The organism is Neorhizobium petrolearium, assembly GCF_029854435.1.
In the GTDB taxonomy this organism is placed as follows: Bacteria; Pseudomonadota; Alphaproteobacteria; order Rhizobiales; family Rhizobiaceae; genus Neorhizobium; species Neorhizobium petrolearium.
In genome coordinates this window covers 690,991-716,929 of the sequence record NZ_CP123001.1, presented here as the reverse complement: position 1 = coordinate 716,929, position 25,939 = coordinate 690,991, and the positions used below count along the sequence as shown (strand labels likewise).

Here is a 25,939-nt window from a genome sequence, read left to right as displayed (position 1 = left end):
TCAGCCTGCTCGACGCTCGCCGGGCCGAACATCATAGGCGATGCGGAAGCCGGTATTGCTGGACGCGCTGTCGGGTGACAGGCCCATGCGGGCGGCAATCCTGTATCGATAGCAGTAGCTCTTGTGGCACAGAAACGAACCGCCCTTGAGCAGCTTGTCGGCACTCTTTTTCGCCTGTTCATTGCGAATTTTCGCCTGGCGCGTGAGCGAGCGCACTCGGAACGGATCGCTCGTCCATTCCCAGATATTGCCGGCGAGATTGTAGAAGCCGTCCCCGGTCGGTGTGAAGCTGCGCGCCGGCGCGGTGCCGAAAAATCCATCCGCCAGCGTGTTCTGGTGCGGAAACCGGCCTTGCCAGATATTGCAGAAGACCTTCGCGTCCGTCGGCTCTTCGTCGCCCCAGGGATAACGGCGGCGACGATTGCCACCCCTTGCCGCATGTTCCCATTCCGCTTCCGTGGGAAGGCGACCGCCGACCCAGTACGCAAACGCCATGGCGTCATTCCACGACACTTGCGTCACCGGATGATCCATCCTGTCCTCGATCGAACTGCCCGGCCCTTCCGGAGCCTTCCAGATCGCCCCGTCCACCCGCCCCCACCACGGCGTGCCCGCGACATTATTGGCTGCAAGTTCCCGATCGTTCAGCAATCCCATGAACACCGCGGCACAGCCGAATTTCTCCGCTTCGGTGACGTAGCCAGTTGCCTCAACGAATTCGGCAAAACGCGCGACGGTGACGGTTTCGGCCTCGAGAAAGAAATCGTTGACGGTGACCCTGCGTTCCGGCCCCTCGCCGTCGACGGCGATGACCGGGTCGTTGGTACCGACGAAGGTCTCGCCGCCCTTGACTGCGATCACCTCGCCCGCCTTGCCCCGCGACGAAATCTTCGCAGCTTCGCCCGATCCTTCGTTTCCATTGTTTCGGCTGACAGCCGAACAGCATCCGTTCATTGTATCTTCCCGAACTTTTCCATCCCGGCGAACTGCACTTTCAGTAAACTACCTGCCGCGGTGGTAAAGCATTTCGAGATGGAACATGTGCGAGCCGCCGCGTGGCGTTGACGCCAGGATTTTCGTCTCACGCAACTCCTTCCGCGGCAGGCGATCATGGGTCGCAGGTTCGATGCAGAACACGTTTATCCCATCGTGGGCATTGCACAAGGTCTGCAGGAAAGGCAGGCCGCCCCAGCCTATCCCGGTCCATTGAAATGAACGCCCGCAACGTGAAAAGCCAGGGGAATATCTCCAATGGAGGGAATCGCGCATTCCAAATTTCGCTCGGACTTGCGCAATGACAAGGACGAAAAACGGCTCGTTCGATATAGGCGGATAGTCCGGCCGGCCTCGCGAGGAACCCTAGCTGGAACTCTCCTAATCCTCGAGGCCCCGCGATGTCTCATGCATTTCACGTCATGGCCAAACCCATCGGCCCCAAATGCAACCTCGATTGCACCTATTGCTATTACCTGGAGAAGGAAGCCCTATACCCCGGCGAACGCCGGTTTCGGATGCCGCCGGATATTCTGGAAACCTTCATCCGTGACTACATTGCCAGCCAAAGCAGCATCGGACAAAAGGAGATATGGTTCGCCTGGCAAGGCGGAGAGCCGACCCTTCTCGGGCTGGACTACTTCAGGACCATCGTTGCGCTGCAAAGGAAGCACTGCCCTCCCGGCCGAACCATTGCGAACGCCCTGCAGACGAATGGAACGCTGCTGGATGAGGATTGGGCGCAATTCCTGGGTCAGGAAAGGTTCCTGGTTGGATTGAGTCTTGATGGCCCTCCTCACCTTCACGACCACTACAGGCGCGACAGACGGGATTTGCCAAGCTCGGCGCGCGTCCTGAACGCGTGGGAACTGCTCAATCGCCACAAGGTGGAAACCAATATTCTATGCGTCGTCAACAAGCACAACGCGGCCTGCCCTTTGGATGTTTACCGCTATCTCCGTGAACTTGGCGTCGATTTCATACAATTCATTCCTCTGGTCGAGCGCGTTGATCCGAAAGGCCACCTCGCACCTCCACCGCACCCCGGGGATGAAGGAAACATGGTGACCCCCTGGAGCGTCACGCCGGAAGACTACGGTCGGTTTCTCTGTAGCATTTTCGATGAGTGGGTCCGCCACGACGTCGGCAAGATCTTTGTCCAGCTATTCGATCTGCAGCTCGGTGTATGGATGGGACAGCCGGCCTCGCTATGCGTGTTCGCGGAAACCTGCGGTACCGGTCTTGCGCTCGAACACAATGGGGACCTCTATGCCTGCGACCACTACGTCTATCCTCAATATCGACTGGGCAACATCAAGGATACGCCGATAGCCGACCTGGCCGCCCTGCCGCAACAGTTGCAGTTCGGCCTCGACAAGCGGAGCGGGCTGCCCGGGATGTGCAAGGAGTGCCGATGGCGGTTTGCCTGTCATGGCGGTTGCCCAAAGCACCGCTTCCTGCCGGCAATTGGAGACGAGACTGAACGCGTCAATTATTTCTGCCGGTCCAATCGCACGTTCTTCGAACATGCCGCTCCCTATTTTGGAATGATGGCTGAGCTTCTGCGTCGGGGTCAGCCGCCTGCCCGTATCATGGACCTGCTTGACAGCCTGGCCGTCCGCCCGGACATGTAGGCGCAGCTTACGGGACACCTTGAGCATATTGCCTCGCCTGCAGCCTTAGAGCCTGACTCGAAAAGAGCTCAATAGACATAATACCTTGCGAGCCTCCGGGTGAGAATGCGGATGTGGGCGATGAGCATCCAGGTTTCAGCGGAGGCGATTGATTTCTCCCAGTCTTTGGTCAGTCGCCTGCATCTACCAAGCCAGGCGAATGTGCGCTCCACGACCCAGCGACGCGGCAGCACTTCGAAGCCCTTTGCCTTGTCTGTTCGCTTGACGATCTGGAGCGTGAACTTCGCGACCTTCTGCAATGCTGCCCGCAGTTTCGGACCGGCATAACCGCCGTCAGCAAAGATGTGCCTGAGCCACGGCCAGCGTCTGAGGATGGTTTTAAGGACTGCAGCCGCACCGTCGCGGTCTTGAATGTCTGCGCCGTGAACGACGAGCCCCACCATCAAGCCGAGCGTGTCGACGACAATATGACGCTTGCGACCTTTGGTCTTCTTGCCCGCGTCATAGCCCGCAATCCCGCCACTTTCGGTCGTTTTGACGCTCTGACTGTCGATCACGCCCGCCGTTGGCGAGGCTTCCTTTCCCTCCAGCTCGCGCGTCTCCATAACGAGATGATGGTTGATCCGCAGCCACAAGCCAGTCGCCCGCCACTCGTAGAAGTAACCCTGCACGGTTGAATAGGGTGGAAAATCCTTCGGCAGCATCCGCCATTGGCATCCGGTCGATGCGATGTAAAGCAGTGCGTTCAAAACTTCACGCAATTCCGTCTTGCGCGGTCGACCGAGCCTGCGTGGCGTCGGCATAAAGGGAGCGATCAGCAGCCATTCCCTGTCCGTCAGATCACTTGCATAACGCACCGTCCGTCGGCCATATTGGCGGCGGGTGAAATCAGTCCAGCCCATTGCGGTCTCCATCGAATCCTAAGCAAATCCGAAGGAATCACAACTGGCTGATTTCACTCAACTCTTTTTCGGTCAGGCTCTTAGGCATGCGGCGGCAATGGAGCGCCGGCAAGTTTTGCCGTGAGATTGTCTCGGAAACGGTAGTAACGCAATGTCATCGCCGGAGCGAAACTCATGTAGAAAGGCGCCGCCGAGAGCGGTTCCAACTTCAGCGCTAGTTCGTCGTCCGGCTTGCCAAGAGCCCATTCCGACAGGACTGAGCCAAGCATGGAGCCGGTCGGCACGCCGCGCCCGGAAAGGCCGGTGAGCGCCACGACTCCCGGTGCGAGATTATAGAAACGAGGAACTGTCCGGTATTGCATGTCCAATTCTCCGAACCAGAAATACTCCCAGCGAATGTCGGTGCGGATCTGCGGATGCAGCCATTTCAACCGGTCGGTCATCACCTGCCGTGTATAAGCCATGTCGCTGCCGCGCCTGCCCAAGGGGAACATGGAGGCGACGATGCGGCCCTCCCGATTGTACTTGTAGACATAGATGTCGCCGCGCCCGTCATGGATCGTGGTGTTCTGCGGCAGTACCGTCCGGCGCTCGTCCCCGGACAGCGGCTGCGTGGCGGCTACGAAGACGCGCTGAATCTTGAAAGTCCGGTCGAGCTTCGGCCAGCCGCCAACCGTGTAGGCGCCGGTCGTGAAAAGCACTTTGTCTGCAATGACCTCTCCTTTCTCCGTTTTCACCGACCAGCCGCCGCCGGCATGACGCTCGCAGCCTGTCACCGGGGAGCGAGTGAAGATCCAGGCTCCTTCGGACATGGCCGCTCGCGTCAGGCCACGTGCATAGGAAAGCGGGTTGAGATGCCCCCCTTCCGGGTGAAACCAGCCACCGTGAAAGCGCGGGCTGCCGGTAATCGCCTCAACCTCGCCTCTGTCAATCAGACGGGTGTTTGCACCGACTGCATTATATGTATCGACCTTGGCCCGAAGCTTCGAAAGCGCCCCGGGATTGGCGGCGGCCATCACGTAGCCGTTCTGCACCCATTCGCAGTCGATCTGGTAGTCGCGGATCATCGCCGAGACACGGTCGTTTGCCCGTGTCTGGCGCTCGATGAGGCGATCCGCCCAGGGCTTTCCGAGCATTGCCCGGAGTTCCGGCAGGCTATAATGCGTAAAGGTCGGGGTGCAATGGCCGGCATTGCGGCCGGATCCGCCGAAGCCCGTCTCCCGCGCCTCGATGAGCGCGACCTTCACCCCGGCGCGAGCAAGCTCCAGCGTCGTCGTAAGCCCCGTATAGCCGCCGCCGACGACGGCGATGTCAGTCCTTACCGTGCCCGCGAGCTCCGGCGTCTCGGGAGCAGGAACGGCGGTCGCATACCAGAGCGACGCCTCGAAGGGTGAAAAGCGCGCCATCTGCCTCTCCTCAATCGATATCGCTACGGGCGTCGAGTGCGTCGCGCAGCCCGTCACCGATGAAGTTGAAGCTGGTGACCGCAAGCGTGATCGCCACACCCGGCACGATGGCGAGCCAGGGTGCCCGGTCGAGATACTGCTGGGCACCGTTCAGCATGTTGCCCCAGCTCGGCAGCGGCGGCTGAATGCCATAACCCAGGAAGCTCACATAGGCTTCGAGCAGAATGGCGCGAGCGACGGTGAGAGTGGCGGCGACGATGATCGGACCGATCGCGTTTGGCAAAAGCTCCCGGAACATGATCTTGGTATCCCTGAGGCCGAGCATGCGCGCGGCCATCACGAAATCGCGTTCCCGCAGCGACCGGATCTCGGCCTCGACGATACGGGCAATCTCCATCCAGCTTGTCACCGCGATGATGACGGTGATCATGAACGGGCTCGGCTTGATGAAGGCTGCGAGCACCAGGAGAAGGAAGATCGAGGGAAAGGACAGGAACGCATCGACGAAACGCATCAACGCCGCTCCCAGCCGCCCTCCATAATAGCCGGCAGTGATGCCGATCACCGTACCGATCGCGGTGGAAAGCAGCATGGCGAAAAAACCGACGAGGAGAGAGATTCGCCCGGCCATGAACAGGCGGGCCGCAATATCTCGACCGAGCGGGTCCGTACCGAAGATATGCGCTCCAGTCATCGGCGAGGCGAAGCGGGCCCGGATGTCGATATAAAGCTCATCATAGGGCAGCAGCCAGGGACCGCAAACACAGGCGAAGGTGAGGATGACAATCATAGCCACGCCGATGAGAGCGAGACGATGGCGCATGAAACGGCGCAGCGTGCGGCTTTGCCACCAGCGAATTTGCTCTATAGCGATAGGGGAAGCGACAGCGGACATGAGCGATCTCCTTTCAACCGAGCCGAATGCGGGGATCGACGAATGCAACGAGCAGATCGGCAATCAGATTGCCGGCCAGCACGAGCATGGCGGAGAACATCAGAAGCCCCATGACCACCGGATAATCGTTGTAGCCGAGGCTATCGAGGAAAAGCCGCCCCATGCCTGGCCAGGTGAAGACCGTTTCGGTGACCAGGGCGCCGCCAAGGATGCTCGGCAATTGAAGGCCGGCAAGTGTAATCATCGGCAGGAGCGCATTGCCGACCACGTGCTTCATCAGGACCGTTTTCTCCGGCAACCCTTTGGCGCGCGCCGTGCGGACGAAATCCTGGTTGATGACCTCCAGCGTCGCGGTACGCATGTATCGCCCCCATACGGCAACGTTGACGAAGGCGAGGACCAGGCTCGGCATGATGAGGTGGATCGCATAGTCGCCGAAGGATCCGTCGCCAATCGTGTACATGTTGCCGGCGGGAAGCCACTTCAGCCATAGCGAGAAGACATAAATCGCAACAAGGCCGAACCAGAAGGTCGGGATCGACAGCGCCACCATGGCACCGACCGTCGCCGCATAATCGAAGACCGAATATCGTTTTACCGCACCCTTGATGCCGATCCAGGTGCCGACGAGTATCGAGATCAGGGTCGAGGTTCCCATCAGCAGCAGCGTGGCAAAAAGATGCCGCCCGATGACATCCAGTACCGGCTGGTTATCGCGATAGGAGCGACCCCAATCTCCCTGCACGAGGTGCCACAGCCAATCGGCATATTGGATGGGCAGAGGCCGGTTGAGGCCCATCTGTTCGGCCAGCCGGTTAAGCGCTTCCTGCGTCATGCCGGGTGTCAGCGCATATTGAGACAGCGGTCCGCCCGGAGCGAGATTGAGGACGGCAAAGCCGATCATCGAGACGATGACGAGCAGGACAAGGCTTTGCCAGAGCCTGCCGAGGAGATAGTGAAACATGGCGGTCTCCGATTGTACCGGGCCGGCATCCGGGGCACATGCGTGCCGCTCATTCCGGACCTGGTTGGACGGAATACGAGAGGACCCGACCGATCGCGGGTCCTCCAGACGACGAGTTAGGACGCCCAATACCAGCTTGCGACGTTCCAACTGTCGATGCGCACATTGATGTTTGGCTCCACGCCGTCGACGCCTGCCTTGTGACCGCGAACAGTGGCGTATTGGAAGAGCGGCAGAAGCGGCAGGTCGTTCCGGACCGTTTCCTGGATCTTGAAATAGATCTTCTTCCGTTCCTCGGGCACGAAAATCGTACCGCCTTCCTCAAGCAGCTTGTCCACAGTGGGATTGGCATATTGCCACGTGTTCTGTCCTGCTCCTCCCTTTGCGGCGGAAGACGTGGATCTCATGTAATCCGACGTATCCGGATCCGCGCCGGTCAGGAAGTTGATGCCGACGACGACGGAGTCGAACTGCGACATCATCCAATAATCACCCCACATGACGGCCGGCGGCAGGTTGGAGATCTTCATCTCGATGCCCAATTCCTTGAAGGACTGCTGGAGATATTGCTGCACCTGTTCCCGGATATGATTGCCGGCCGTCGTGGAGTTGGTGAACGAGAGCTTTATCCCGTCCTTCGCCCGTATGCCGTCGGAGCCGAGCTCCCAACCCGCGTCGTCCAGCAGCTTCTCCGCGGTCTCCATGTTGTATTCATGCTTCGGCAGGTCCGGATTGTAATAGAAGGACTGCTGCGGCATGTAGCTTTCGGTCGGAGTGGGCAGGCCGTAATAAAGCGCATCGATGATCGTCTGCTTGTCGATGGCCGCATAGAGCGCTTTCCGCACCGCCGGGTCCTTGAATTGCGGCTTTTCCATGTTGAATGAAAAGGATTCGACGGTCGCCATCGGCACGACGTTGACTTTCTTGCCATCGAGGCTCTTGGCTTCGTCATAATGATCCGGAGTAATATACTGGAGGCCGATGACATCGATGTCGCCGGTCTTGAACTGGGTGTAGAGCACCGTCAGATCCGGGATGTATTTGTAGATGACCCGCTCCAAATAGGGACCGTCGCCGAAATAATCCGCGTTCGCTTCAAGCTCGATATGGTCGCCGGCAACGCGGTTCACCCACTTGAAGGCGCCCGTTCCGATCGGCGCATTGTTGAACGGAGCCGTGTTCTTGTCGGCCACACCGTCGAAGGCGTGCTTTGGCACGATGAAGGTGGCGGCGAGAATCGAGGCATAGGGTGCGAAGGCCGCCGCCATCTTCCAAGTGATTTCTGTCGGGGAAACGACGGTCAGTTCGCGCACATGCTCATGACCGGTCTTGCGCCAACTGCGGAAATTCGGATCGACAAGCAGCTCCAGCGTAAACTTTACGTCTTCGGCTGTGAAAGATTTGCCGTCATGCCACTTCACATCGTCACGCAGCTTGATCTTCCAGGTGAGGCCATCAGCCGAAATGCCGCCGTTCTCGACGCTCGGCACTTCCCTGGCAAGCGCCGGATAGAAACTGCCGTCCGGCCCGATGCCGAAAAGAGGATCGAAGATCGAGAACGAGACGCCTTCATCGACCTCGATATGCGGCATATGGGGATTGAATACGGTCGGCTCCTGCGAAAAGCCGATGATGACTTTGCCGGTCGGCTTGGCGGGCGGAGCGGCTTGAGCTTCGCCCTTGCCGAGGATGTTCGGCATGAAAAGACCTGCAGAACCTGCCGCCATCATCAGCGTCAGTGCCTGCCGCCGGGTGGGATGCGTAAAAACTGTAACTTCCTTGTCTGACATAGCTGTACCCCTTTGTTGATTTTCTGGAACTGCTTATCTGACCGCCCTCTTGCGGGACGTTGACGGTGATACGCCGCCGGGGCGGCGCCTCTGCGAAGGGCTCCGGAGAAACCGGGCCGTAAAGGCAGAAGCGGCTCTTAGAAGCCGCTGATCAGTTCGATCTTCGAGCCATCGGAAAAACGGCCGAAACGGAAGGCCTTCCGATCGACGACGGGCTCGCGGCCGGTGACGATATCGGCCATCAGCCGGCCCGCAGCCGGACCGATGCCAAAACCGTGGCCGGAAAAGCCCGTGGCGACATGGAAGCCCGGTATGGCATCCAGCGCGTCAATCACCGGAACCGCATCCGGCGTCACGTCGATAAGCCCTGCCCAGCGCTGGGTGATTTCCGCCCTTTCAAAAACCGGAAACGCCTTCTTCAGCTTGACGAGCGCGCTCTCGGCCATCGCCTTGGACGGGATCGGGTCAAGGACGCGATGGTATTCGAAGGGACTTGGCTCATCGAGCTCCCAGCGCCGTGGAATGCGGTATTCGTCATAAAACCGGCCGCCGAACCGGAAGCTCAATGAACGCCATTCATGCATCAGCGCCGGCAGGAACTTCGTCGCATAGCGGAACGAGGCCGGCACGATATCCACGATGTTCTGGAAGCCGTTGGCGATCGTGTAGCCGCCATCCTGGCGTTTGCGGATGGCGAAGCCGCTCGACCAGATGGCTTCCTCCGGCCCGCCTTCCAGAGGCTTGGTGCGCATGACCGAGTTCATGACCTTGAGTTGCGGCAGGTCGAGGCCGTTGTTGCCGAGAAAGAGGCTGGACCAGGCACCGCCCGCAAGGACGACGGACTTGCAGGCGATCTCTCCACGCTCGGTGACGACGCCGGACACCCGCCCGCCGGAAAGCTGCAAGCCGCGCACGGCGCATTCGGTCAAAATATGGGCGCCCTTGTCGCGCGCCGCCTCGGCGATCGCCGGAGCGGCTTTTTGCGGCTCGGCGCGGCCGTCGGCGGCGGTGTACAGCGCGCCGGCAAGCTTCATGTCGGAACCGGGATATTTTTCCCTGAAATCCTTGGCGCTCAGCATGCGGGACTCGAGCTGATAACCTTCCAGATTCTTGTTCCAGCGTTCGTGTTCTGCATAAGCCCTGTCATCGGCACAGGTGAACACGATGCCGGCGCGTTTGTAGCCGGTATCGCGACCCGTGCGGCGATCGAGATCCGCCCATATGCGCAACGCCTCGGCCATCAACGGAACTTCACGTGGATCCCGCCTGGAGATACGCACCCAACCCCAGTTACGGCTCGACTGCTCATGACCTATGCCGCCTTTTTCGCAGAGCGCCACGCGCATGCCCCGTTCTGCAAGTTCCAGCGAGGTGGAAGTGCCTATGATACCGCCGCCGATAACAACGACATCGACCTCTTTCGGCAGCTCCGCATCACCCTGAACGGGAACGACATAGGGTCCGGGCATGTCAGAAGGACTCCTCCAGCTGGCAATTTATGGCGAACTCTGCGACCGACGCCTCGTTCGGCAAAGAAACGAGCATCACGATAATGCGGGCAAGATCGTCTGGGCTCGTCATCAGCCGATCATCCCGGTCGGTCAGGCGGCGCGCCATGTCAGTCGCGACGAAGCCCGGACAAACGGCGGTTGCGCGGATACCCTGATCAAAGCCGGCATGGCGAAGGGCGTGAGCCAGCCCGACCGCCGCAAACTTGCTGACCGAATAGGTTCCGGAGCGAGCTGATTTCACCCGTTTGCCGGAGAGTGAAGCGATGATGATGATCCTGCCTTGGCCGCCTGCCGCAAGCGGCTCCCACGCGGCCCGGGCGAGCTGACGCGGCGCCCTCACATTGACGGTCAGCATGGCGTCGAGGTCTTCGTCTTCAGCCTCGATCACGGTTTTGGCGACCATGACACCTGCATTCGCGATGATGGCGTCGATGCGGCCGAACCGTGCCAGAGCAGCCGCTACCCAGCGCTCCCCGGCTTTCGGATCGGTCGCGTCGTAACCACACACCTGATGTCGGTTCTCATCTGCCCAGACCGGCAATACCGGCGACCGCATGCCAAGGGAAACTCTCCAGCCTCCCGCCGCGAAGGCTTCTGCCGCGGCGGCGCCGACACCGCGATTGGCGCCTGAGATCAAAACCACCTTTTCATCTGCCATGGTCCTGATCCTCAGACTTCGTCGTTGGGTTCAAGCCCGACGACGCGGCGGTAGGTACGCCCGAGAACCCGGATCAGCATTGCGTGCTCCTCGTCCGTTATGTCGGAAAAGAAATTCCGCGACTGCCTGGTGATGATCGGACGGATAAGATCAGCGAGTTCCCTTCCCTTCCCGGTGATGTAAAGAGCCTGCGCGCGATTGTCGTCCGATGAAACTTCGCGCGTCAGCAGTCCGTGCTCTTCCATCTGCTCGAGCAGCCTTCCCATTGCCGAGCGATCTTTCAGGATCATCTGCGCGATTACCGAAGGTCGGATTCCCGGATGCCGATCCACCAGAAGCAGCGTCGTAATCTTACCGGTGCCGCGGGCTACATCGAGCCCTTCCAGGCTTTGGTCGAGATCGCGCGAGACTGCCATATTCAGCGACCTGATATAGAAGCTCAGCGTGTCCTCAAGCACGTCGAGCCCGATTTCGGTCATCGGATTTCGCGTCGCTTTCGGATCGCTGGCCATCATCCCTCGCAAAACAAAGTAAGTCATTCCCGCCGGCCAAGACGAAGTTCGCCGGCCAAGAGATACCTAGGGCAAAGGCATGATTAACCGTTTTCCGGTTAATCGCCGAAACTGCATCATTTCCAGAAGCTTGGTACATCAACAAGAGCGCCATCCTGCTTGAGACGGTCCACGCTCTTTTCGTATTGCAGTTTTCATTCAACGCCCATTAGTGGACTTATGCAACTATTATTTTGCCCGAGCGCCCAAAAATTTTTCACACCCCCTTAATGCGCAAACATTGGGCAGGCGTTGCGATTTGTAACCACAAAGCCGCGGAGATGTTCGGCGAGCGCTTCGTGTGCTCGGCTGCGAATGCTCGCTTTCCATTCTTGAGAAACGGCAAATCGCATTAGACCTTCGGCGCAGTTGCGGCATGATCTTTTTCACGGGACAATCGGCCATGTTCTGCGGGAGAAGCCAATGAACCAGCATGTCACGCATGCAAATCAGGTCTACGCATCCGCGCAGTCCGCAGCCGCGAGTTCCCGGATCGTGGCATCGTGGCGACGCTGCATGACCATGCACCGTCTTTCACCGGAGGAGAAACGGCTGCCCATACGGCTGACGGAGGAGGAACTCCGGTTGGCGCGTGAGCGATCCGGCAAATTGGTCGCCCATGCCACCGGGGAACTCGATCTCCTCTTTCAAACGGTCGGCAGGGCTGGCTGCTGCCTGCTGCTGACCGATCGTGGCGGCATCGCACTCGAGCGGCGCGGGGTGGCGGGAGACGACAAGGACTTCCATGACATCGGTCTATGGACAGGCTCCATTTGGTCGGAAGCCAGCATCGGCACAAACGGGATCGGCACGGCAATAGCCGACGAACGTTCCGTTTCCATCATCCGTGATCAGCATTTCTTCGCGTCTACCACCAATCTGAGCTGCACGACCGCGCCGATCCGCGATCATCGCGCGCAGCTTGTTGGAGCGCTGGATGTTTCGACCTGCCGCGACGACATCAATGAGATCACCCTTTCGATCATCTCGCAGACTGTCCGCGAAGCCGCCATGCGGATCGAACTGCAATTGTTTTGCAGTGCGTTCGCAGCCGCGCGTTTCGTCGTGGTGCCGACGGAGAGTAGCGCAGTCTCTGCATTGCTCGCGGTGGATGGGAATGACATGGTGATCGGCGCGACAAGGGCGGCACGTCTGGCACTCGATATCGACGACCAGCGGATTGCCGGCGGTATGCCCGCATCGGATCTCCTCGAGGAAGATGCCAATTCGGAACAAAACGGCTTGCGGGGAGCGGAACGCGCGGCTCTTCTGAGGGCGCTATCGCGCACCAACGGCAATGTCTCGCAGGCAGCAATATCTCTCGGCATGAGCCGGGCGACATTGCACCGCAAGATCAAGAGGCTCGGATTACATTGATGCAAACTTGGCAGGCCGGATGTGTCGCAGATTTGCGACACTGTGCAATGCGGTATGACGCTGCGGCTCTGTCATCCGGATCAGAAGATGGGCAGTTTCCCCCTCAGGTTCGTCGTGAACCTGGCTATTCCGGGAGGATCAGATGCTGCATCAGAAAATTATCGAATCTCCGTTCAAGCTCAAATACGGCAACTATATCGGCGGCGAATGGCATGAGCCGGTCGGCGGCCGGTATTTCGATAACATCACGCCGGTTACCGGCGGCAAGATCTGCGAAATACCGCGATCCGACGAGAAGGATATCGAGGCCGCGCTCAACGCCGCGCATGCCGCAAAGGACAAATGGGGCCGAACCTCGACCACCGAGCGCGCCAATATCTTGATGAAGGTCGCGCAGCGGATGGAAGATAAGCTGGAGGTGCTTGCCCAGGCCGAGAGCTGGGATAACGGCAAGCCGATCCGAGAGACGATGGCTGCCGACATCCCGCTGGCAATCGATCACTTCCGCTACTTCGCCTCCTGCATCCGCGCCCAGGAAGGCTCGATCGGCGAGATCGACCACGATACCGTCGCTTATCATTTCCACGAGCCTTTGGGTGTCGTCGGGCAGATCATTCCGTGGAATTTCCCGATCCTGATGGCGGCCTGGAAGCTCGCTCCGGCGCTTGCCGCCGGCAATTGCGTCGTCATCAAACCGGCCGAGCAGACGCCGGCTTCCATCCTTGTCTGGGCAGAAATCGTCGGCGATCTCCTGCCGGCCGGTGTGCTTAACATCGTCAACGGCTTCGGCCTCGAAGCCGGCAAGCCGCTTGCCACCAGCAACCGGATCGCCAAGATCGCCTTCACGGGCGAAACCTCCACCGGACGGCTCATCATGCAATATGCAAGCCAGAACCTGATCCCGGTCACGCTCGAACTCGGCGGCAAATCGCCCAATATCTTCTTCGCCGACGTGATGGCCGAAGACGACGATTTCCTCGACAAGGCGCTGGAAGGTTTTGCGATGTTCGCACTGAACCAGGGTGAGGTCTGCACTTGCCCGAGCCGTGCGCTCATTCAGGAATCGATCTACGATCGCTTCATGGAAAAGGCGATCAAGCGCGTTGACGCGATCAAGCAGGGCAATCCCCTCGATCCCTCGACAATGCTCGGAGCGCAAGCTTCTCACGAACAGCTCGAAAAGATCCTCTCCTATCTCGAGATCGGCAGGCAGGAAGGTGCCGAAGTTTTGACCGGTGGAGCGCGTAACGATCTCGGCGGGGAGCTTTCGAACGGCTATTACGTGAAGCCCACCATTTTCCGGGGTCACAACAAGATGCGCATCTTTCAGGAGGAGATCTTCGGTCCGGTGGTCTCCGTCACGACCTTCAGGGACGAGAAGGAGGCGCTCGAAATCGCCAATGACACGCAGTATGGCCTTGGCGCCGGTGTGTGGACGCGCGACGGGATGAGAGCCTATCACTTCGGGCGCGAGATCCAGGCAGGGCGCGTCTGGACGAACTGCTACCATGCCTATCCGGCGCATGCCGCCTTCGGCGGCTATAAGCAATCCGGCATCGGTCGCGAAACGCACAAGATGATGCTCGACCACTACCAGCAAACCAAGAACATGCTGGTGAGCTACGATCCCAAGCCACTCGGTTTCTTCTGATTTTTCAAGAAACCGCTCGGCTTCCGGGGATGTCGGGAGCTCCCGGTTGTGCCCAGTCTTCCCATAAGAAGGCTGGGCAAGGCAACAGGCGGCCATCGTCATTCGCACCAGGCAATCCGCCTACGGGCCGGGAAATTCGGCAGGCATTTTGCCAGCGTCATTGGCGACTTGAAAATCCCTTATGATTAAGCGTTTCGTTTTCTCGGACAGTCGCCTCATTGCCTTTCCGAGCGCAAGCGCTATTTCCAGGGAAGGAGGAACGACAATGCTGACGCTGAGATGGGACAAACCTGTCCGCGCCGGTGGCCATTTGATATTCGGGCCGCTCGAAGCGCACAACTTCATGATATCCGACTGGCCTCACCTGAAGGACCGCGACTTCGCAATTGCGGAAAACGCAATCCTTGCGGCGTTGGATGGACGACAATCACCTGACGAGGCGCGCGAAAAGTTTGAAGCGGCGTTGAAGTCCGCGCAGCTCAATTAGACCAATGGCCGAACGATAATCCTCTTACCATCGGTAGAGACCGACGACGCTGCTCGAGAAATTGACGACGCGACCTCCGTCACGCAACCGTCTGGCAGCCTCCCGGAGGCCATCGAACGTGCCTTTGAGATTGACAGCGAGAATACCTCACCGTGCGGATGGGCCTCGGCCCGGGCTGGAATTCTGACCGGCAGGCGGCAATGAAGTTGAACACGGAAGCCCGCTTCACCGACATGGACGCGGACAAGTAAAATTCGGTCACCCGAAGCAATGGCGCTCGATCGTCTCGGGGGCAGCCTGACGTTCGAAAGAGGCGGCCGCTGGTTTACAGCAAGAGCCTGCTTTCCGCTCTGACGGTCTCAGACCCGCGTCCAGATGAAGCATCCCGCTGGCAGGATCGAATTGCCGATCAGGAGCGCGCCATGATCGTAAAACTGCTTCGCATCCCCTCCGCCGGATATGTCGACGGCCCAGACGGTATCGGACGCATCGGACCACAGCAGGCGGCCGCGACTTGCCTCAAGGCCTTGCATGGCCCGTGCGGCGGTGGTGCCGGGACCAAACACGATCATGACGGTTCCATCGTTCGGAGCGGGTAGTGCCGCAAGAGGGCCTGCAATGGATACCGCTATAACAAGTGCCGCCGGTCCTTTCGGGATACGGCGCCCACCGTCTCCTTTGCTGTTCCTGCGCATCAGCATCCCAAGCGCCAGAGGCACGAGCCCGAACACGGCGAACCACAGGAGATCCCAGAACAACTGGTTCTCGACGTCCATCCGGATACGGTGGATTCCGAGTATCCAGTGGGAAAGGACACTGTCGAGGACATGCCAGGCGCCGAAGCCCATCAATGCGTTCGCGAACAGCAGTCTGTCTGCTCCGCCGGAAGCGAAGGCGTGCCGCGACCGCCACAGCAGCCACAGCCCCGCCGCGGCGATGACATACATCAGGGCGTGGAAAAGTCCGTCCGCCAGGATCAGCACCCGGATGTCCTGGCGCGCCTCCTCGATGCCGCTCAGGAGATGATGCCATTGCAGGATCTGGTGCAGCAGTATTCCATCGAAGAACCCACCCAGTCCAAAGCCCAGTGCATATCCTGACCAGGTCAGTGCCGCGGGGAAGCCGCGATCATCAGTTTCTTCCAGATCGATGGACGCCGGCGTCATGCGCTGCCTCGTCTGATGCCGATGGCTCGAAGCACCGCATCGAGCTTGTTGCCGCCATGGGCTTCGAAATCACCTCTGAGCGCCTTTAGCGCATAGCGTTCCTGATTGATCTCCTCAGCCGTCCGAAAACCCAGCCGGCGCAGGATCGGCAGCGGCGGACACCAGCCCTGCACCGCGTGCTGGAACAGGAACCCCGTCACGACAATGGGGAGCGTCAGCCAGCGGCGGTCTACCGTGGCTGCCAACACAGTTCCGGTGAAGGCCAATGAGGAGGCATTCGCCTCGAGTGTTCGTTCGATGTCCCACTCTCGATCCAGTTCCGCCAGCCGGGATTCGATCTGGTCAGGATGAACTTCGTAATAGGCAAGCCTGTCTTGCATCTCGCGGCGCAGGCGACGGTTGATCTCGTCGGAAGTCTGGGTGCTGACCCGATTGGCGGTGGTCGTAGCCATGGCCTTTCTCCTTCGCCCAACAACCAGGGAAAGTGCCCAAAGTTCCAAGTCACTCTTGAAAGAATAACATTATACAATATGTTATAATGTATAGTCATCTTAGCCAAGGAGATGGCATGAAAGAGGCCGCGGCCGTTGAGAGAACGGATCACTGACATGCAGGTGAAGATCGAGGGACAGTCACACTTCCGGCCTTTGGGCTTACCTTATTGGGGTTTTGCAGATCTCAACAAGGGAGTTGGAAGCATGACTGCCTCTTACGATTACCATATCGGCGTGGACTACCACAAATCCTACAGCCATCTGGTCGTCCAGGACAGCGGTGGCAAGACGTTGCGCTCCGGTCGGGTGAAGAACGACCGCCAGTCGCTCGGCGGGTTTCTGGAACGCTACCGCGACAACAGCCACGCGGTTGTCGAGGCGACCCGCAACTGGATGGTGATGTACGACTGGCTCGACGACATTTGTGATGATGTCGTTCTCGCCCACCCGTGGAAGGTCAAGGCGATTGCCGATGCCAAGATCAAGACCGACAAGATCGATGCGACGGTGCTGGCGCATCTGCTCAGGGCCGACCTGGTGCCGGAGGCCTGGGCGCCCAGCGAAAAGGCACGACAGCTGCGTGTCGCGCTACGCGAGCGGATGTTTTATGTGCGGCTGCGCACGATGGTGAAGAACCGCATCGTCACGGTGTTTGATCGCTATCCCGAGCAGACGGCGCAGTTGAAGAAGCTTGGTGATCTGTTCGGCAAGGCCGGCCGCATTCAACTTGCGCAGGTCAAGGTCTCGGAGATCGACCGCATTCAGATCGACCGAGGTCTTGCCTTCATCGGCGACATCGATGTCAGGATCAAACAGTCGGAAGCAACTATCCGGGCGATGACCAAAGCCAATGCCAATGTGAAGCTGTTGAAGACGATCCCCGGCATCGGCGAGTTCTTCGCCCGGCTGATCGATGCGGAGATCGATGACATATCGCGGTTTCGCAACCCGAAGAAGCTTGCCGCCTATGCCGGGCTTGTGCCGTCGACCTATTCGAGCGGCGGCAAGACCTTTCACGGCAAAATCATCAAGCAGGGCAACAAGTGGCTGCGCTGGGCCTTCGTCGAGGCGGTCGCCCCCGCCATCGCCAGCGATGCGCAGCTGCAGGCCCAATACGAGCATCTGAAGTTCAGAGGAGTGAACAAGGCGCGTGTGGCCATCGCGCGCAAGCTTTTGACGATCGCCTTCCAGATCCTGCGTGATCAGCGCGCCTATGAGCAGCGCGACACCAGCACCACGGAAGGCGCGTCGACAATATCCCGGTTGTCCTGATGAGTGGCTAGCGAGCCCGGTAAAACTGGGCTGCGCTCTTAAAGGAGAATGGGAAACCGGGAGCCGAACGCCATTCTGTGACCGAAGCTGACGCATCAGGGTCACGCATTGGAGCATGGTTCAAGACCGAAGGACGGGAACAACCTGTCCAGCGGAGGGAAGAGATTTAGCCGATCGGTCAAAACGCCGGTCAAAACATAACCGAACCCAAGGAAAAGCCGCCAACCGAAGGTGTTTTGCCCCTTGTGTTCTTTCATTGGAGCCACTCATGTCTGCCATCGAGATCTCGAAAAAGCTGTCGGTCGCCGCCCAGCCCAGCCTCGCGGAGATTCAATCATTTCGGGATCAGGGCTTCCTGACGCTCATCAACAACCGCCCGGAACGCGAAGAGCCTGGTCAACCAGGCAATCAAGCCGAACAGCAGGAGGCGAAACACTGCGGCCTCTCCTACGCCTTCATCCCGGTCACGGCCGATACGATCACCGAAGCCGACGTGCGTGCCGTCCAGCGGGTGATCGATGAATCGGACGGACCTGTGCTCGCTCACTGCAAGAGCGGCACGCGCTCGCTCAACCTTTACCTGATCGGTGAGGTGCTTGACGGTCGCATGTCGGCCGACGAGGTCGTCGAGTTCGGACGCAGCCGCGGCTTCAATACCAGCGCCGCTGCCGCCTGGCTCGATAAGCATGCTGCCCGACGCCCGCAGGTGCAAGGCTTCTTCGACAGGCGCACGTGGAGTGTCCAGTACGTCGTGTCCGATCCGGCCACCGGCAAGTGCGCGATCATCGATCCGGTTCTGGATTTCGACGAGAAGGCGGGAGCGACGGCGACCACCAATGCCGATGCGATCCTGGACTACGTCCGCGACAACAATCTTACGGTCGAATGGATCCTCGACACGCATCCACATGCCGACCACTTCTCGGCGGCTCAATACCTGAAGGATAAGACCGGCGCCCGAACGGCGATCGGCGAGCGCGTCGTGGATGTGCAGAAGCTCTGGAAGGGCATCTACAACTGGCCGGAACTGGTGACGGATGGTTCGCAATGGGACCGGCTGTTTTCCCATGGTGAAGCCTTCAAGGTCGGCTCGATCGACGCGAAAGTGCTGTTTTCGCCTGGACATACGCTTGCATCGATCACCTACGTGATCGGCGACGCAGCCTTCGTGCACGACACGCTCTTCATGCCCGACAGCGGCACGGCGCGCGCCGATTTTCCCGGTGGCGATGCACGAATACTGTGGAAGTCGATCCAGGACATCCTGGGGCTTCCGGACGAAACCCGGATATTCACGGGCCACGACTACCAGCCCGATGGCCGCGCACCGCGATGGGAGAGCACGGTGGCGGAGCAGAAGAAATCCAACCCGCACGTCGCCGGTGTGACGGAGGAGGCGTTCGTGGCATTGCGCACCAAGCGCGACAAGACCCTGCCGATGCCGAAGCTCATCCTGCACGCCTTGCAGGTAAATATCCGCGGCGGTCGCCTGCCGGAACCGGAGAGCAATGGCAAGCGCTACCTCAAGTTTCCGCTGGATGCTTTGCAGGGAGCGGCTTGGGAATGAGCGCCCCGATAAACGACATGCTGAAGGCGGGGCCATCCCCCGCCGACCTTGCCAGGCGCGCCGGGGAGGTCGCGAACCTCTTGAAGACACTGTCCCATCCGGCACGTCTGGTGATCGTCTGCACTCTGGTGGAAGGCGAGTATTCGGTCGGTGAGCTGGAAGAGAAGGTCGACGTCCATCAGCCGCATCTGTCGCAGCACCTGACCGTGCTGCGCGGTTCCGGCATCGTCGAGACGCGGCGGGAGGGCAAACAGATCTTCTATCGCCTGACGGAGGAAAAGGCCGCGCAACTGGTCGCAGCCCTCTATGACATCTACTGCGTGAATGAAGACAAGTGAGCACATACCTCTCATCATTGAGTGACGGCATGCTGATTGGCACCTCCGCGGTCAGGCTTCAGCTTCTGAACAGCCGCGTGGCCGGCATCAAGGGCGTCGTCGGGCATCTTGCCCAGCGGATCGGATGGATCGGCGGCGTCTGTCCCTGGCCGGCGGCTGACAGAGTATGGACCAGATGTTCGTAACCAGCTCCATCCTCGCGGCGGTCGGTTCGGGCGGGGTCGTCGGCTTCATGCTCGGCCTGCTTGGCGGCGGCGGGTCCATTCTGGCGACGCCGCTGCTCCTCTACGTCGTCGGCGTGACGCAACCGCATGTCGCCATCGGCACGGGTGCGCTTGCGGTCTCGGTGAGTGCCTTCGCGAACTTTGCAAGCCACGCGATCAAAGGCCACGTCTGGTGGCGCTGCGCCGCCGTCTTCTCCGCGCTCGGCGTTGTCGGCGCCCTTGCCGGCTCCAGCCTCGGCAAGGCGATCGACGGAGACCGCCTGATCTTCATGTTCGGCATCCTGATGGTTGTCGTCGGCGTCCTGATGCTGAAGCCCAGGAAGGCGGTGGCAGTCGACTGTCGCCCCGTGGACCTCAGGATGTGCCTCATAACAGCGGCCGTGGCACTCGCAGCCGGCGCGGCCTCCGGGTTCTTCGGGATCGGCGGGGGCTTCCTGATCGTTCCCGGCCTCATGCTGGCAACGGGCATGCCGATGATCAACGCGATCGGCACCTCGCTCCTTTCCGTCGGTGCGTTCGGACTGGCGACCGCACTCAACTATGCCAGCTCGGGCCTGATTGACTGGTGGCTCGCGACCGAATTCATCGGCGGCGGCATCATCGGCGGCGTGCTCGGCATGCTGCTCGCCACACGGCTCAGCGCCTACAAGAACATCCTCAACCGCCTGTTCGCAGCCCTTATCTTTGTGGTCGCGGCTTACATCCTGTATCGGAACTGGGGGACGTTGATGACTGGCTGAGTGCGCAGGGCAATGCAGGACGCGTTTCTGTTTCCGCGGCGCCGGCTTTATGACGGTCAGATAGCCGCCTTCATGCCGGAGGGCCCGTGGCAAGTTCACCGATATGCTCACGGACCCATTTCACCTCTTCCGAGGCCGTGCGCCCGAAATATCGCCTGAAGTCGCGGCTGAACTGCGCAGGGCTGACATAGCCGACAGAGAGCGCCACCTGCGCAATCGTCTTCTCACCACGCGCCAGCATCAACCGCGCTTCATGCAGACGGATAGCCTTGACGTATTGCATCGGGCTGCTACCGGTGAGCGCCCTGAAATGTGCATGGTAGGAAGGTACGCTCATTGCGGCTTCTGCGGCGAGCGCCGGCACCGAGATTTCTGCATTATAGGTGTCGCGCAAGCGGACGAGGCTCTGCACAATCCTCCCCGAGGCACTGTCTTTTTCCAGAGCATTGAGCATCGCATCTCCCTGCGGGCCGGTCAGCACCCGGTAATGCAGTTCGCGCAGTATGCCTGCACCGAGAATCGCGGTTTCCATCGGGTCGCAAAGTGCCGACAGCAGACGCAGGAGCACATCCTCCATGCAAGCGTCCATCCTGCTGGATACAAGTGCCCTCGCTCTTTTCAGTCCCGCGCTGAAGCCCCAGCCGGCAGCTGCCGAGGCCAGTTCAGCCGCGAGTTGCATGTCGAATTCGACATAGATCGCGAGCAGCGGCCGCTCAGTGGTCGCTACAGACTCCATGCGAAATGGCACTGGCACCGAAACTGCCAGATAGTGCTCCTCGTCATAGACAAGGACCTCGTCGTCGAGGATTCCCTGCTTGCGCCCCTGCAGCACGAAGACCGCCCCTGGCTTGTAGAGGACAGGGATGTCGCGCAGGACCGCCTCCGTCCTCAGCAGCCTCACCTCCCGGAGGCCAGTAGGGTTGTATCCCTGCTGCGGCGCAAGTCGGGAAGCGAGATCCAGCAGGGCTGCATGTGATGATTGTTTGCCGAGCGGGATCATAGGATTTGGCAAGATGTTCAGAGGATTTGCAGTCGAACTGCACAGTCGTGGATATTAATTGTCAAGAACTTCATCAATCAAGAAGAGAGTTCGCATGATGTCAAAAAAGACCTTCTTCATTACCGGCGCCAATTCCGGTTTCGGCCTCGCGATCGCTACGGCTGCCAGCACGGCTGGCCACGCCGTCATCGGCACCGCTCGTTCAAATGCCGCGCGCACGAGCCTCGCCGAAAGCTTGCCTTCGCTAATTCCCGTCGAGTTGGATGTGACGGAGTTCGACAAGATATCCGGCGTGGTCGATCAGGTGGAGAAAGACCATGGACCGGTGGATGTTCTGATCAACAACGCCGGCTATGGTCACGAAGGTGTTCTCGAAGAATCGCCGCTCGAAGAGATGCGACGGCAGTTTGATGTCAATGTCTTCGGCGCTGTTGCGGTCGCCAAAGCCTTTCTGCCGAGATTCCGGGAAAGACGCCGCGGCTTCATAGTCAATGTAACCTCCATGGGCGGCATGATCACCATGCCCGGTATCGCCTACTACTGTGGCAGTAAATTCGCCCTACAGGGTATCTCTGAGGTCATGCGCTCGGAAATGGCGCAGTTTGGCGTCCATGTCACGGCGCTTTGCCCGGGCTCATTCCGCACGGACTGGGCCGGGCGCTCGATGGTCCGGACAGAACGTTCGATTGCGGAGTATGATAAGCTCTTCAATCCGATCCGCGAGGCACGTCAAGCCAAAAGCGGCAAACAACTCGGCGATCCCGGCAAGCTCGCAGAGGCCGTTCTGAGGCTGATCGAATCTGATGCACCGCCGCCGCAACTCCTGCTCGGCAGCGACGCCCTCGAGCTCGTATCTGAGAGAATACAGCGGCTTCAGAACGAAATCGATACCTGGAAGTCGATCACGATATCGACCGACGGCTGAAACGCTTCCTGTCGCCTAAGAACAAGTGCAGTTCAATTGCCTGCGAGGCACATTCCAGCCTAAACGGCTCGCCTGATAGCGGCGGTTGCGCCAGCGCAAAACCAGTTAGCTCCGAGATGAACGCCCGATTCAGCCGCCATTCAGCGGTCCTGGCGCGAAATGCCTCCATCCAATAGGAGGCAGACATATGCGTATCATCATCATCACTGCTGTCATGATTGCAGGCTCCCTCATCGGGACGGCCACGAACGCGATGCCCATCGCACAGGTGAAGGCTCCAGCGGCATCGCCTGTGGTCAGCGTCGATTGGGCGTGCGGCCGTGGATACCACTTGAACCGCTGGGGCGAATGCAGGCCGAACCGTTGGCGCTCACCGCCACGTCGTCACTACGGATGGGATCGCCCGCGAGGCTGGCACCATGGTCACCATCCGCGTCGCCACTGGCGTGAGCACAGCTGGCGGGAGCGGCATTGGCGCGACTGGAGGTAAGGCGGCGATGGGGCAGGACGGGTGCCTGGCACAGAAATTCGATGCAGATATGGTCGATCACCGGAAGCCGAGGGCTCCCCTCGGCTTCCGGTGGTTTTGCGTGCGGACATCATCTCAACTCAGCTGCAAAAGCAGCATTACGAGTCGGCGGTCGAGACCAGGAGCAGCGTCGCCTGAGCGAGCACCTGGCAGCCGGCAATGATATGCTCGGGTTCGACATGTTCCGCCTCGTTGTGGCTCAGACCGTCGAGACACGGAACAAATATCAACGCCGACGGCGCGACACGATTGACGAACAAAGCGTCGTGAAAGGCGCCCGACAACATGTTCATGCTTTCGAGGCCTCTTTCGGCAGCGGCCCGTTCGACTACCTGCTGCAGGTCGGCGGCAAAGGTGCAGGGCGGCATATCGAAAGATCGCGAGATCGCAACCGTGCAGCGCTGGCGCTCGGCTTCCGTCGTGATGCCTGATGCAATCGAGCGTTCGAGCTCGTCCAGCCGGGCCGGATCAGGATGCCGGATATCCACGGTGCAGCATGCCTTGTCCGGAATCGCGTTCACCGAGCCGGGCTCGACCGAAATGCGGCCGATGGTGAAGCGAGCATCCGGATCCGAAGGCATGATCATCTCGTAGAGACCGGAAAGCGCGGTGGTCAGAGCGCGCAACGGATCGCGCCGATAAGCCAATCCGGTGGTTCCGGCATGCGCCGTCTGACCGGTAATTTCGACGTTCAGCCAACGTGTGCCCTGGATTCCGGTCACCACCCCAATGGAAATGCCGCCCGCTTCCAGCGACGGTCCCTGTTCGATATGGACTTCGAGATAGGCATGGATGGGAAAGCCCAAAGGAAGCATCTGCGCCCGCGGCAGGCTTTCGATCGTCGCCTTCAATTCTCCAGCGAAGGCAGCGCCATCGGTCGCGAGCTTCTGCTGCCATTCCGCCGGTATCTCGCCGGCAGCGAAGGCCATGGACCCCATGCAGCCCGGCGCAAAACGGCAGCCCTCCTCGTTGGTCCAGGCCACAACGACGACCGGGCGTTCCGTCTCGATGCCCGCATCCTCCAGACTTTCCAGCACCTCGAAAGCGGACAGCGTGCCGAGTGCGCCGTCAAAACGTCCGCCCGCCGGCTGGCTGTCGAGATGGCTGCCGATCAGCATCGGCGGGAGCGTTTCGTCTTGCCCGGCGCGGCGGATGAACAGGTTGGCCATGGGATCCTGGAAGACCGAAAAGCCCCTTGCCCACGCCAACTCGGCCAGCAGCCGGCGCGCCCGACGATCCTCTTCCGTCAGCGCCTGCCGGTTGACGCCGCCCTTCCGGGTGCCACCGATCGCAGCGAAGGCCTGGAGCCTGGCGTTGAGGCGCCTGCCGTCGATTTCGATCATGGGTTCCTCCTGGATCAGAAATAGGGAGCGTCGTGGAAGGCAATCTCGAGCGCCTGCACCCGGCCGAAGATACCACTGAGGCGCGAGCGCTCATCCGGGCTCATCCTCTCGCCTGCATGATCGAGCTCCGACTTCAGCCACCGCGCCTGCGCGGCAAAGTCCTCATGGGCATGAAGATCCACCCATTCCTTCAGAAGCGGATCGCTGATCAGCTGAGAAGCCGCCTCCTTCGACCAGGTCCAGTACATCCATTCGGCGGCGAACATTGCCGCGACCGTGTCGAGATAGCCGCCGTCACGGGAGATCTCCAGCATGCCGTCGCGGAAGGTCGCGACCTCGGGAATGGACGTATCGAAGCCTTCAGGTTCGATGCCGCGCTCGGCAAAGGTCTTTTCGAAGTAAGCGATCTGCTGGTTGGCGAGCGCATCCAGCACGCCGACCAGCCAGCGCTTCTGGGTGATGGTCCTCGCCTTCGCGGCGGCGAAGGCAAAGATCGAGATCGCCGTGTCGACGAAGGCACCTTCAAAAACAAGGTAGCGGTCAAAGACGTCCTTCGGCAGGCGGTCGGCCTTGATGTCTTCGACGAAGCGATGGCCGATCATTGCGTCGAAGACGGCCTTGTTTTCTCTCAGGATCTGCTCGGACAGGGTTTCGGCCATTTCAGCTCTCCAGCGCCGGGCGGGCGGCTTCGACGAAGGCCTTGACGCGGGCCAGTTCCACGGGATTCCACCAGACGCCGCCTTCCTTCAGCGAGGACGCGACAATGACACCGTTCGTGCGCTTGAGAATCTCGACGATATTGTCCTTGGTGACGCCGGAGCCGACAAGCAGCGGCAGATGGGTTGCGGCCCCGATCGTCTCGATCTCCTCGATGGTCGCCGAATTGCCGGTACGCTGGCCGGTGGCGATCACCGCATCGGCGTCGAAGAAGGCGAGATCGCGGGTCAGTTCCTCGATCGTGCGATCGGCGGTGATCGCATGGGCGCCATGCTTCACATGGCTGTCCGCGAAAACCTTGATGTGTTCGGCGCGAAGGAGGGAGCGATAGCGCATTGCTTCCGCCGCCCGGCCTTCCATGAAGCCTTCGTTGGCGACATAGGCGTTGGCCCACTGGTTGACCCGGATAAATTTCGCACCACCCGCCATGGCGATGGCAAAGGCCGGGATCGGCGCGTTTGCCAGCACGTTGATGCCGATCGGGATGCCGGTCGCGCGGGCGATCCGGTCGGTGATGACCGACATGAAAGCAGACGTTTCCGGGCCGATATTTTCCGGCTTCGAGAAAGGAATGTCGCCATGGTTTTCGATGATCAGCCCATGCATTCCACCATCGATCAGTGCCTCGGCATCGCCCATCGCGGCGTCGTAGATCGTGTCCATTGCTGCCCCGCGGTAACGCGGCGCGCCGGGGAACGGCAGGCAATGGATCATTCCGATCAGCGCCTTGTCAGTACCGAATATTTCCCTTATGGCGCTCGAATTGTTATCCGATATCTGCTGCATTTTCATTCCTTTCCGAAGG

At 60.1% G+C, this 25,939-nt stretch carries 25 protein-coding genes and 2 pseudogenes; 11 read left to right on the top strand and 16 right to left on the bottom strand.

Annotation, left to right across the window (positions count from 1 at the left end; translation table 11 throughout):
- Positions 1 to 954: a formylglycine-generating enzyme family protein gene (locus QEO92_RS30240; protein WP_227705760.1), complete on the bottom strand. Its 954-nt coding sequence runs from the start codon at positions 952 to 954 to the stop codon at positions 1 to 3.
- A gap of 461 nt (positions 955 to 1,415) precedes the next feature.
- Between QEO92_RS30240 and QEO92_RS30235 the strand changes: the two genes are divergently transcribed.
- Entirely contained in the window at positions 1,416 to 2,627 is a 1,212-nt protein-coding gene (locus QEO92_RS30235) for an anaerobic sulfatase maturase (protein WP_265105913.1), read from the top strand.
- Positions 2,628 to 2,695: 68 nt separating this feature from the next.
- On the opposite strand, the gene QEO92_RS30230 is transcribed toward QEO92_RS30235, so the two are convergent.
- The 8 genes from QEO92_RS30230 to QEO92_RS30195 all read right to left on the bottom strand — a co-directional run bounded on the left by QEO92_RS30230 (position 2,696) and on the right by QEO92_RS30195 (position 11,232).
- Complete coding sequence (locus QEO92_RS30230) at positions 2,696 to 3,529, bottom strand: IS5 family transposase (protein WP_210058921.1); 834 nt, start codon at positions 3,527 to 3,529, stop codon at positions 2,696 to 2,698.
- A gap of 80 nt (positions 3,530 to 3,609) precedes the next feature.
- Positions 3,610 to 4,935, bottom strand: coding sequence for an NAD(P)/FAD-dependent oxidoreductase (locus tag QEO92_RS30225; RefSeq protein ID WP_227705758.1), 1,326 nt, complete (start codon positions 4,933 to 4,935; stop codon positions 3,610 to 3,612).
- Between the two features lie 10 nt (positions 4,936 to 4,945).
- Positions 4,946 to 5,830, bottom strand: coding sequence for an ABC transporter permease (locus QEO92_RS30220; RefSeq protein ID WP_227705757.1), 885 nt, complete (start codon positions 5,828 to 5,830; stop codon positions 4,946 to 4,948).
- 13 nt (positions 5,831 to 5,843) lie between these two features.
- Positions 5,844 to 6,794: an ABC transporter permease gene (locus QEO92_RS30215; RefSeq protein WP_227705756.1), complete on the bottom strand. Its 951-nt coding sequence runs from the start codon at positions 6,792 to 6,794 to the stop codon at positions 5,844 to 5,846.
- Between the two features lie 116 nt (positions 6,795 to 6,910).
- On the bottom strand, positions 6,911 to 8,584 hold the full coding sequence (locus QEO92_RS30210; protein WP_227705755.1) for a peptide ABC transporter substrate-binding protein: 1,674 nt from the start codon (positions 8,582 to 8,584) through the stop codon (positions 6,911 to 6,913).
- A gap of 137 nt (positions 8,585 to 8,721) precedes the next feature.
- A complete protein-coding gene (locus QEO92_RS30205; RefSeq protein WP_227705754.1) occupies positions 8,722 to 10,053 on the bottom strand; it encodes an NAD(P)/FAD-dependent oxidoreductase in 1,332 nt (443 codons plus the stop codon).
- A 1-nt stretch (position 10,054) separates the two neighbouring features.
- Positions 10,055 to 10,753: an SDR family NAD(P)-dependent oxidoreductase gene (locus tag QEO92_RS30200; protein ID WP_227705753.1), complete on the bottom strand. Its 699-nt coding sequence runs from the start codon at positions 10,751 to 10,753 to the stop codon at positions 10,055 to 10,057.
- Between the two features lie 11 nt (positions 10,754 to 10,764).
- Positions 10,765 to 11,232: a MarR family winged helix-turn-helix transcriptional regulator gene (locus QEO92_RS30195; protein ID WP_227705752.1), complete on the bottom strand. Its 468-nt coding sequence runs from the start codon at positions 11,230 to 11,232 to the stop codon at positions 10,765 to 10,767.
- A gap of 495 nt (positions 11,233 to 11,727) precedes the next feature.
- Between QEO92_RS30195 and QEO92_RS30190 the strand changes: the two genes are divergently transcribed.
- The 3 genes from QEO92_RS30190 to QEO92_RS30180 all read left to right on the top strand — a co-directional run bounded on the left by QEO92_RS30190 (position 11,728) and on the right by QEO92_RS30180 (position 14,819).
- Positions 11,728 to 12,681: a helix-turn-helix domain-containing protein gene (locus QEO92_RS30190; RefSeq protein WP_227705751.1), complete on the top strand. Its 954-nt coding sequence runs from the start codon at positions 11,728 to 11,730 to the stop codon at positions 12,679 to 12,681.
- Positions 12,682 to 12,823: 142 nt separating this feature from the next.
- Positions 12,824 to 14,332 (top strand): aldehyde dehydrogenase, encoded by a 1,509-nt coding sequence (gene adh, locus QEO92_RS30185; protein WP_227705750.1) that lies wholly within the window; start codon positions 12,824 to 12,826, stop codon positions 14,330 to 14,332.
- Positions 14,333 to 14,597: 265 nt separating this feature from the next.
- A complete protein-coding gene (locus QEO92_RS30180; protein WP_037145362.1) occupies positions 14,598 to 14,819 on the top strand; it encodes a DUF982 domain-containing protein in 222 nt (73 codons plus the stop codon).
- 36 nt (positions 14,820 to 14,855) lie between these two features.
- Here QEO92_RS30180 and QEO92_RS30175 read toward each other — a convergent pair.
- From QEO92_RS30175 to QEO92_RS30165, 3 genes and pseudogenes are all read right to left on the bottom strand, one after another.
- A pseudogene (locus QEO92_RS30175) lies at positions 14,856 to 14,960 on the bottom strand (3-ketoacyl-ACP reductase); the annotation flags it as partial.
- A 218-nt stretch (positions 14,961 to 15,178) separates the two neighbouring features.
- Positions 15,179 to 15,985: a DUF2243 domain-containing protein gene (locus QEO92_RS30170; RefSeq protein ID WP_227705749.1), complete on the bottom strand. Its 807-nt coding sequence runs from the start codon at positions 15,983 to 15,985 to the stop codon at positions 15,179 to 15,181.
- A complete protein-coding gene (locus tag QEO92_RS30165; RefSeq protein ID WP_227705748.1) occupies positions 15,982 to 16,437 on the bottom strand; it encodes a hypothetical protein in 456 nt (151 codons plus the stop codon). The genes QEO92_RS30170 and QEO92_RS30165 overlap by 4 nt, the downstream gene beginning before the upstream one ends.
- A gap of 246 nt (positions 16,438 to 16,683) precedes the next feature.
- On the opposite strand from QEO92_RS30165, the gene QEO92_RS30160 reads away from it, so the two are divergent.
- The 5 genes and pseudogenes from QEO92_RS30160 to QEO92_RS30140 all read left to right on the top strand — a co-directional run bounded on the left by QEO92_RS30160 (position 16,684) and on the right by QEO92_RS30140 (position 20,620).
- A complete protein-coding gene (locus QEO92_RS30160) occupies positions 16,684 to 17,751 on the top strand; it encodes an IS110 family RNA-guided transposase (RefSeq protein ID WP_210059136.1) in 1,068 nt (355 codons plus the stop codon).
- 268 nt (positions 17,752 to 18,019) lie between these two features.
- Positions 18,020 to 19,318, top strand: a complete 1,299-nt coding sequence (gene blh, locus QEO92_RS30155) for a bifunctional sulfur transferase/dioxygenase Blh (protein ID WP_227705747.1) — start codon at positions 18,020 to 18,022, stop codon at positions 19,316 to 19,318.
- The gene (bigR, locus tag QEO92_RS30150; RefSeq protein ID WP_227705746.1) at positions 19,315 to 19,656 is read left to right on the top strand and encodes a sulfite-sensing transcriptional repressor BigR; all 342 of its coding nucleotides are present in this window, start codon (positions 19,315 to 19,317) and stop codon (positions 19,654 to 19,656) included. Before blh ends, bigR begins: the two co-directional genes overlap by 4 nt.
- A pseudogene (locus QEO92_RS30145) lies at positions 19,653 to 19,781 on the top strand (YeeE/YedE family protein); the annotation flags it as partial. The gene bigR and the pseudogene QEO92_RS30145, both read left to right, overlap by 4 nt.
- Before the next feature lie 50 nt (positions 19,782 to 19,831).
- Positions 19,832 to 20,620: a sulfite exporter TauE/SafE family protein gene (locus QEO92_RS30140; RefSeq protein WP_407722189.1), complete on the top strand. Its 789-nt coding sequence runs from the start codon at positions 19,832 to 19,834 to the stop codon at positions 20,618 to 20,620.
- Between the two features lie 70 nt (positions 20,621 to 20,690).
- Here QEO92_RS30140 and QEO92_RS30135 read toward each other — a convergent pair whose 3' ends face one another.
- Positions 20,691 to 21,620, bottom strand: coding sequence for an AraC family transcriptional regulator (locus QEO92_RS30135; protein WP_227705893.1), 930 nt, complete (start codon positions 21,618 to 21,620; stop codon positions 20,691 to 20,693).
- Positions 21,621 to 21,717: 97 nt separating this feature from the next.
- On the opposite strand from QEO92_RS30135, the gene QEO92_RS30130 reads away from it, so the two are divergent.
- Entirely contained in the window at positions 21,718 to 22,545 is an 828-nt protein-coding gene (locus QEO92_RS30130) for an oxidoreductase (protein ID WP_227705892.1), read from the top strand.
- A 187-nt stretch (positions 22,546 to 22,732) separates the two neighbouring features.
- Positions 22,733 to 23,035, top strand: coding sequence for a GCG_CRPN prefix-to-repeats domain-containing protein (locus tag QEO92_RS33290; protein ID WP_227705744.1), 303 nt, complete (start codon positions 22,733 to 22,735; stop codon positions 23,033 to 23,035).
- Positions 23,036 to 23,172: 137 nt separating this feature from the next.
- Here QEO92_RS33290 and QEO92_RS30120 read toward each other — a convergent pair whose 3' ends face one another.
- From QEO92_RS30120 to QEO92_RS30110, 3 genes are read right to left on the bottom strand one after another with little or no spacing between them, the layout of a single operon-like run.
- Positions 23,173 to 24,417 carry a Zn-dependent hydrolase gene (locus tag QEO92_RS30120; RefSeq protein ID WP_227705743.1) on the bottom strand — a complete coding sequence of 415 codons (1,245 nt, stop codon included), beginning with the start codon at positions 24,415 to 24,417 and terminating at the stop codon, positions 23,173 to 23,175.
- Between the two features lie 14 nt (positions 24,418 to 24,431).
- Positions 24,432 to 25,076: a TenA family protein gene (locus QEO92_RS30115; protein WP_227705742.1), complete on the bottom strand. Its 645-nt coding sequence runs from the start codon at positions 25,074 to 25,076 to the stop codon at positions 24,432 to 24,434.
- Between the two features lies 1 nt (position 25,077).
- The gene (locus QEO92_RS30110) at positions 25,078 to 25,920 is read right to left on the bottom strand and encodes a BtpA/SgcQ family protein (protein WP_037145993.1); all 843 of its coding nucleotides are present in this window, start codon (positions 25,918 to 25,920) and stop codon (positions 25,078 to 25,080) included.
- Between the last annotated feature and the right edge of the window lie 19 nt (positions 25,921 to 25,939).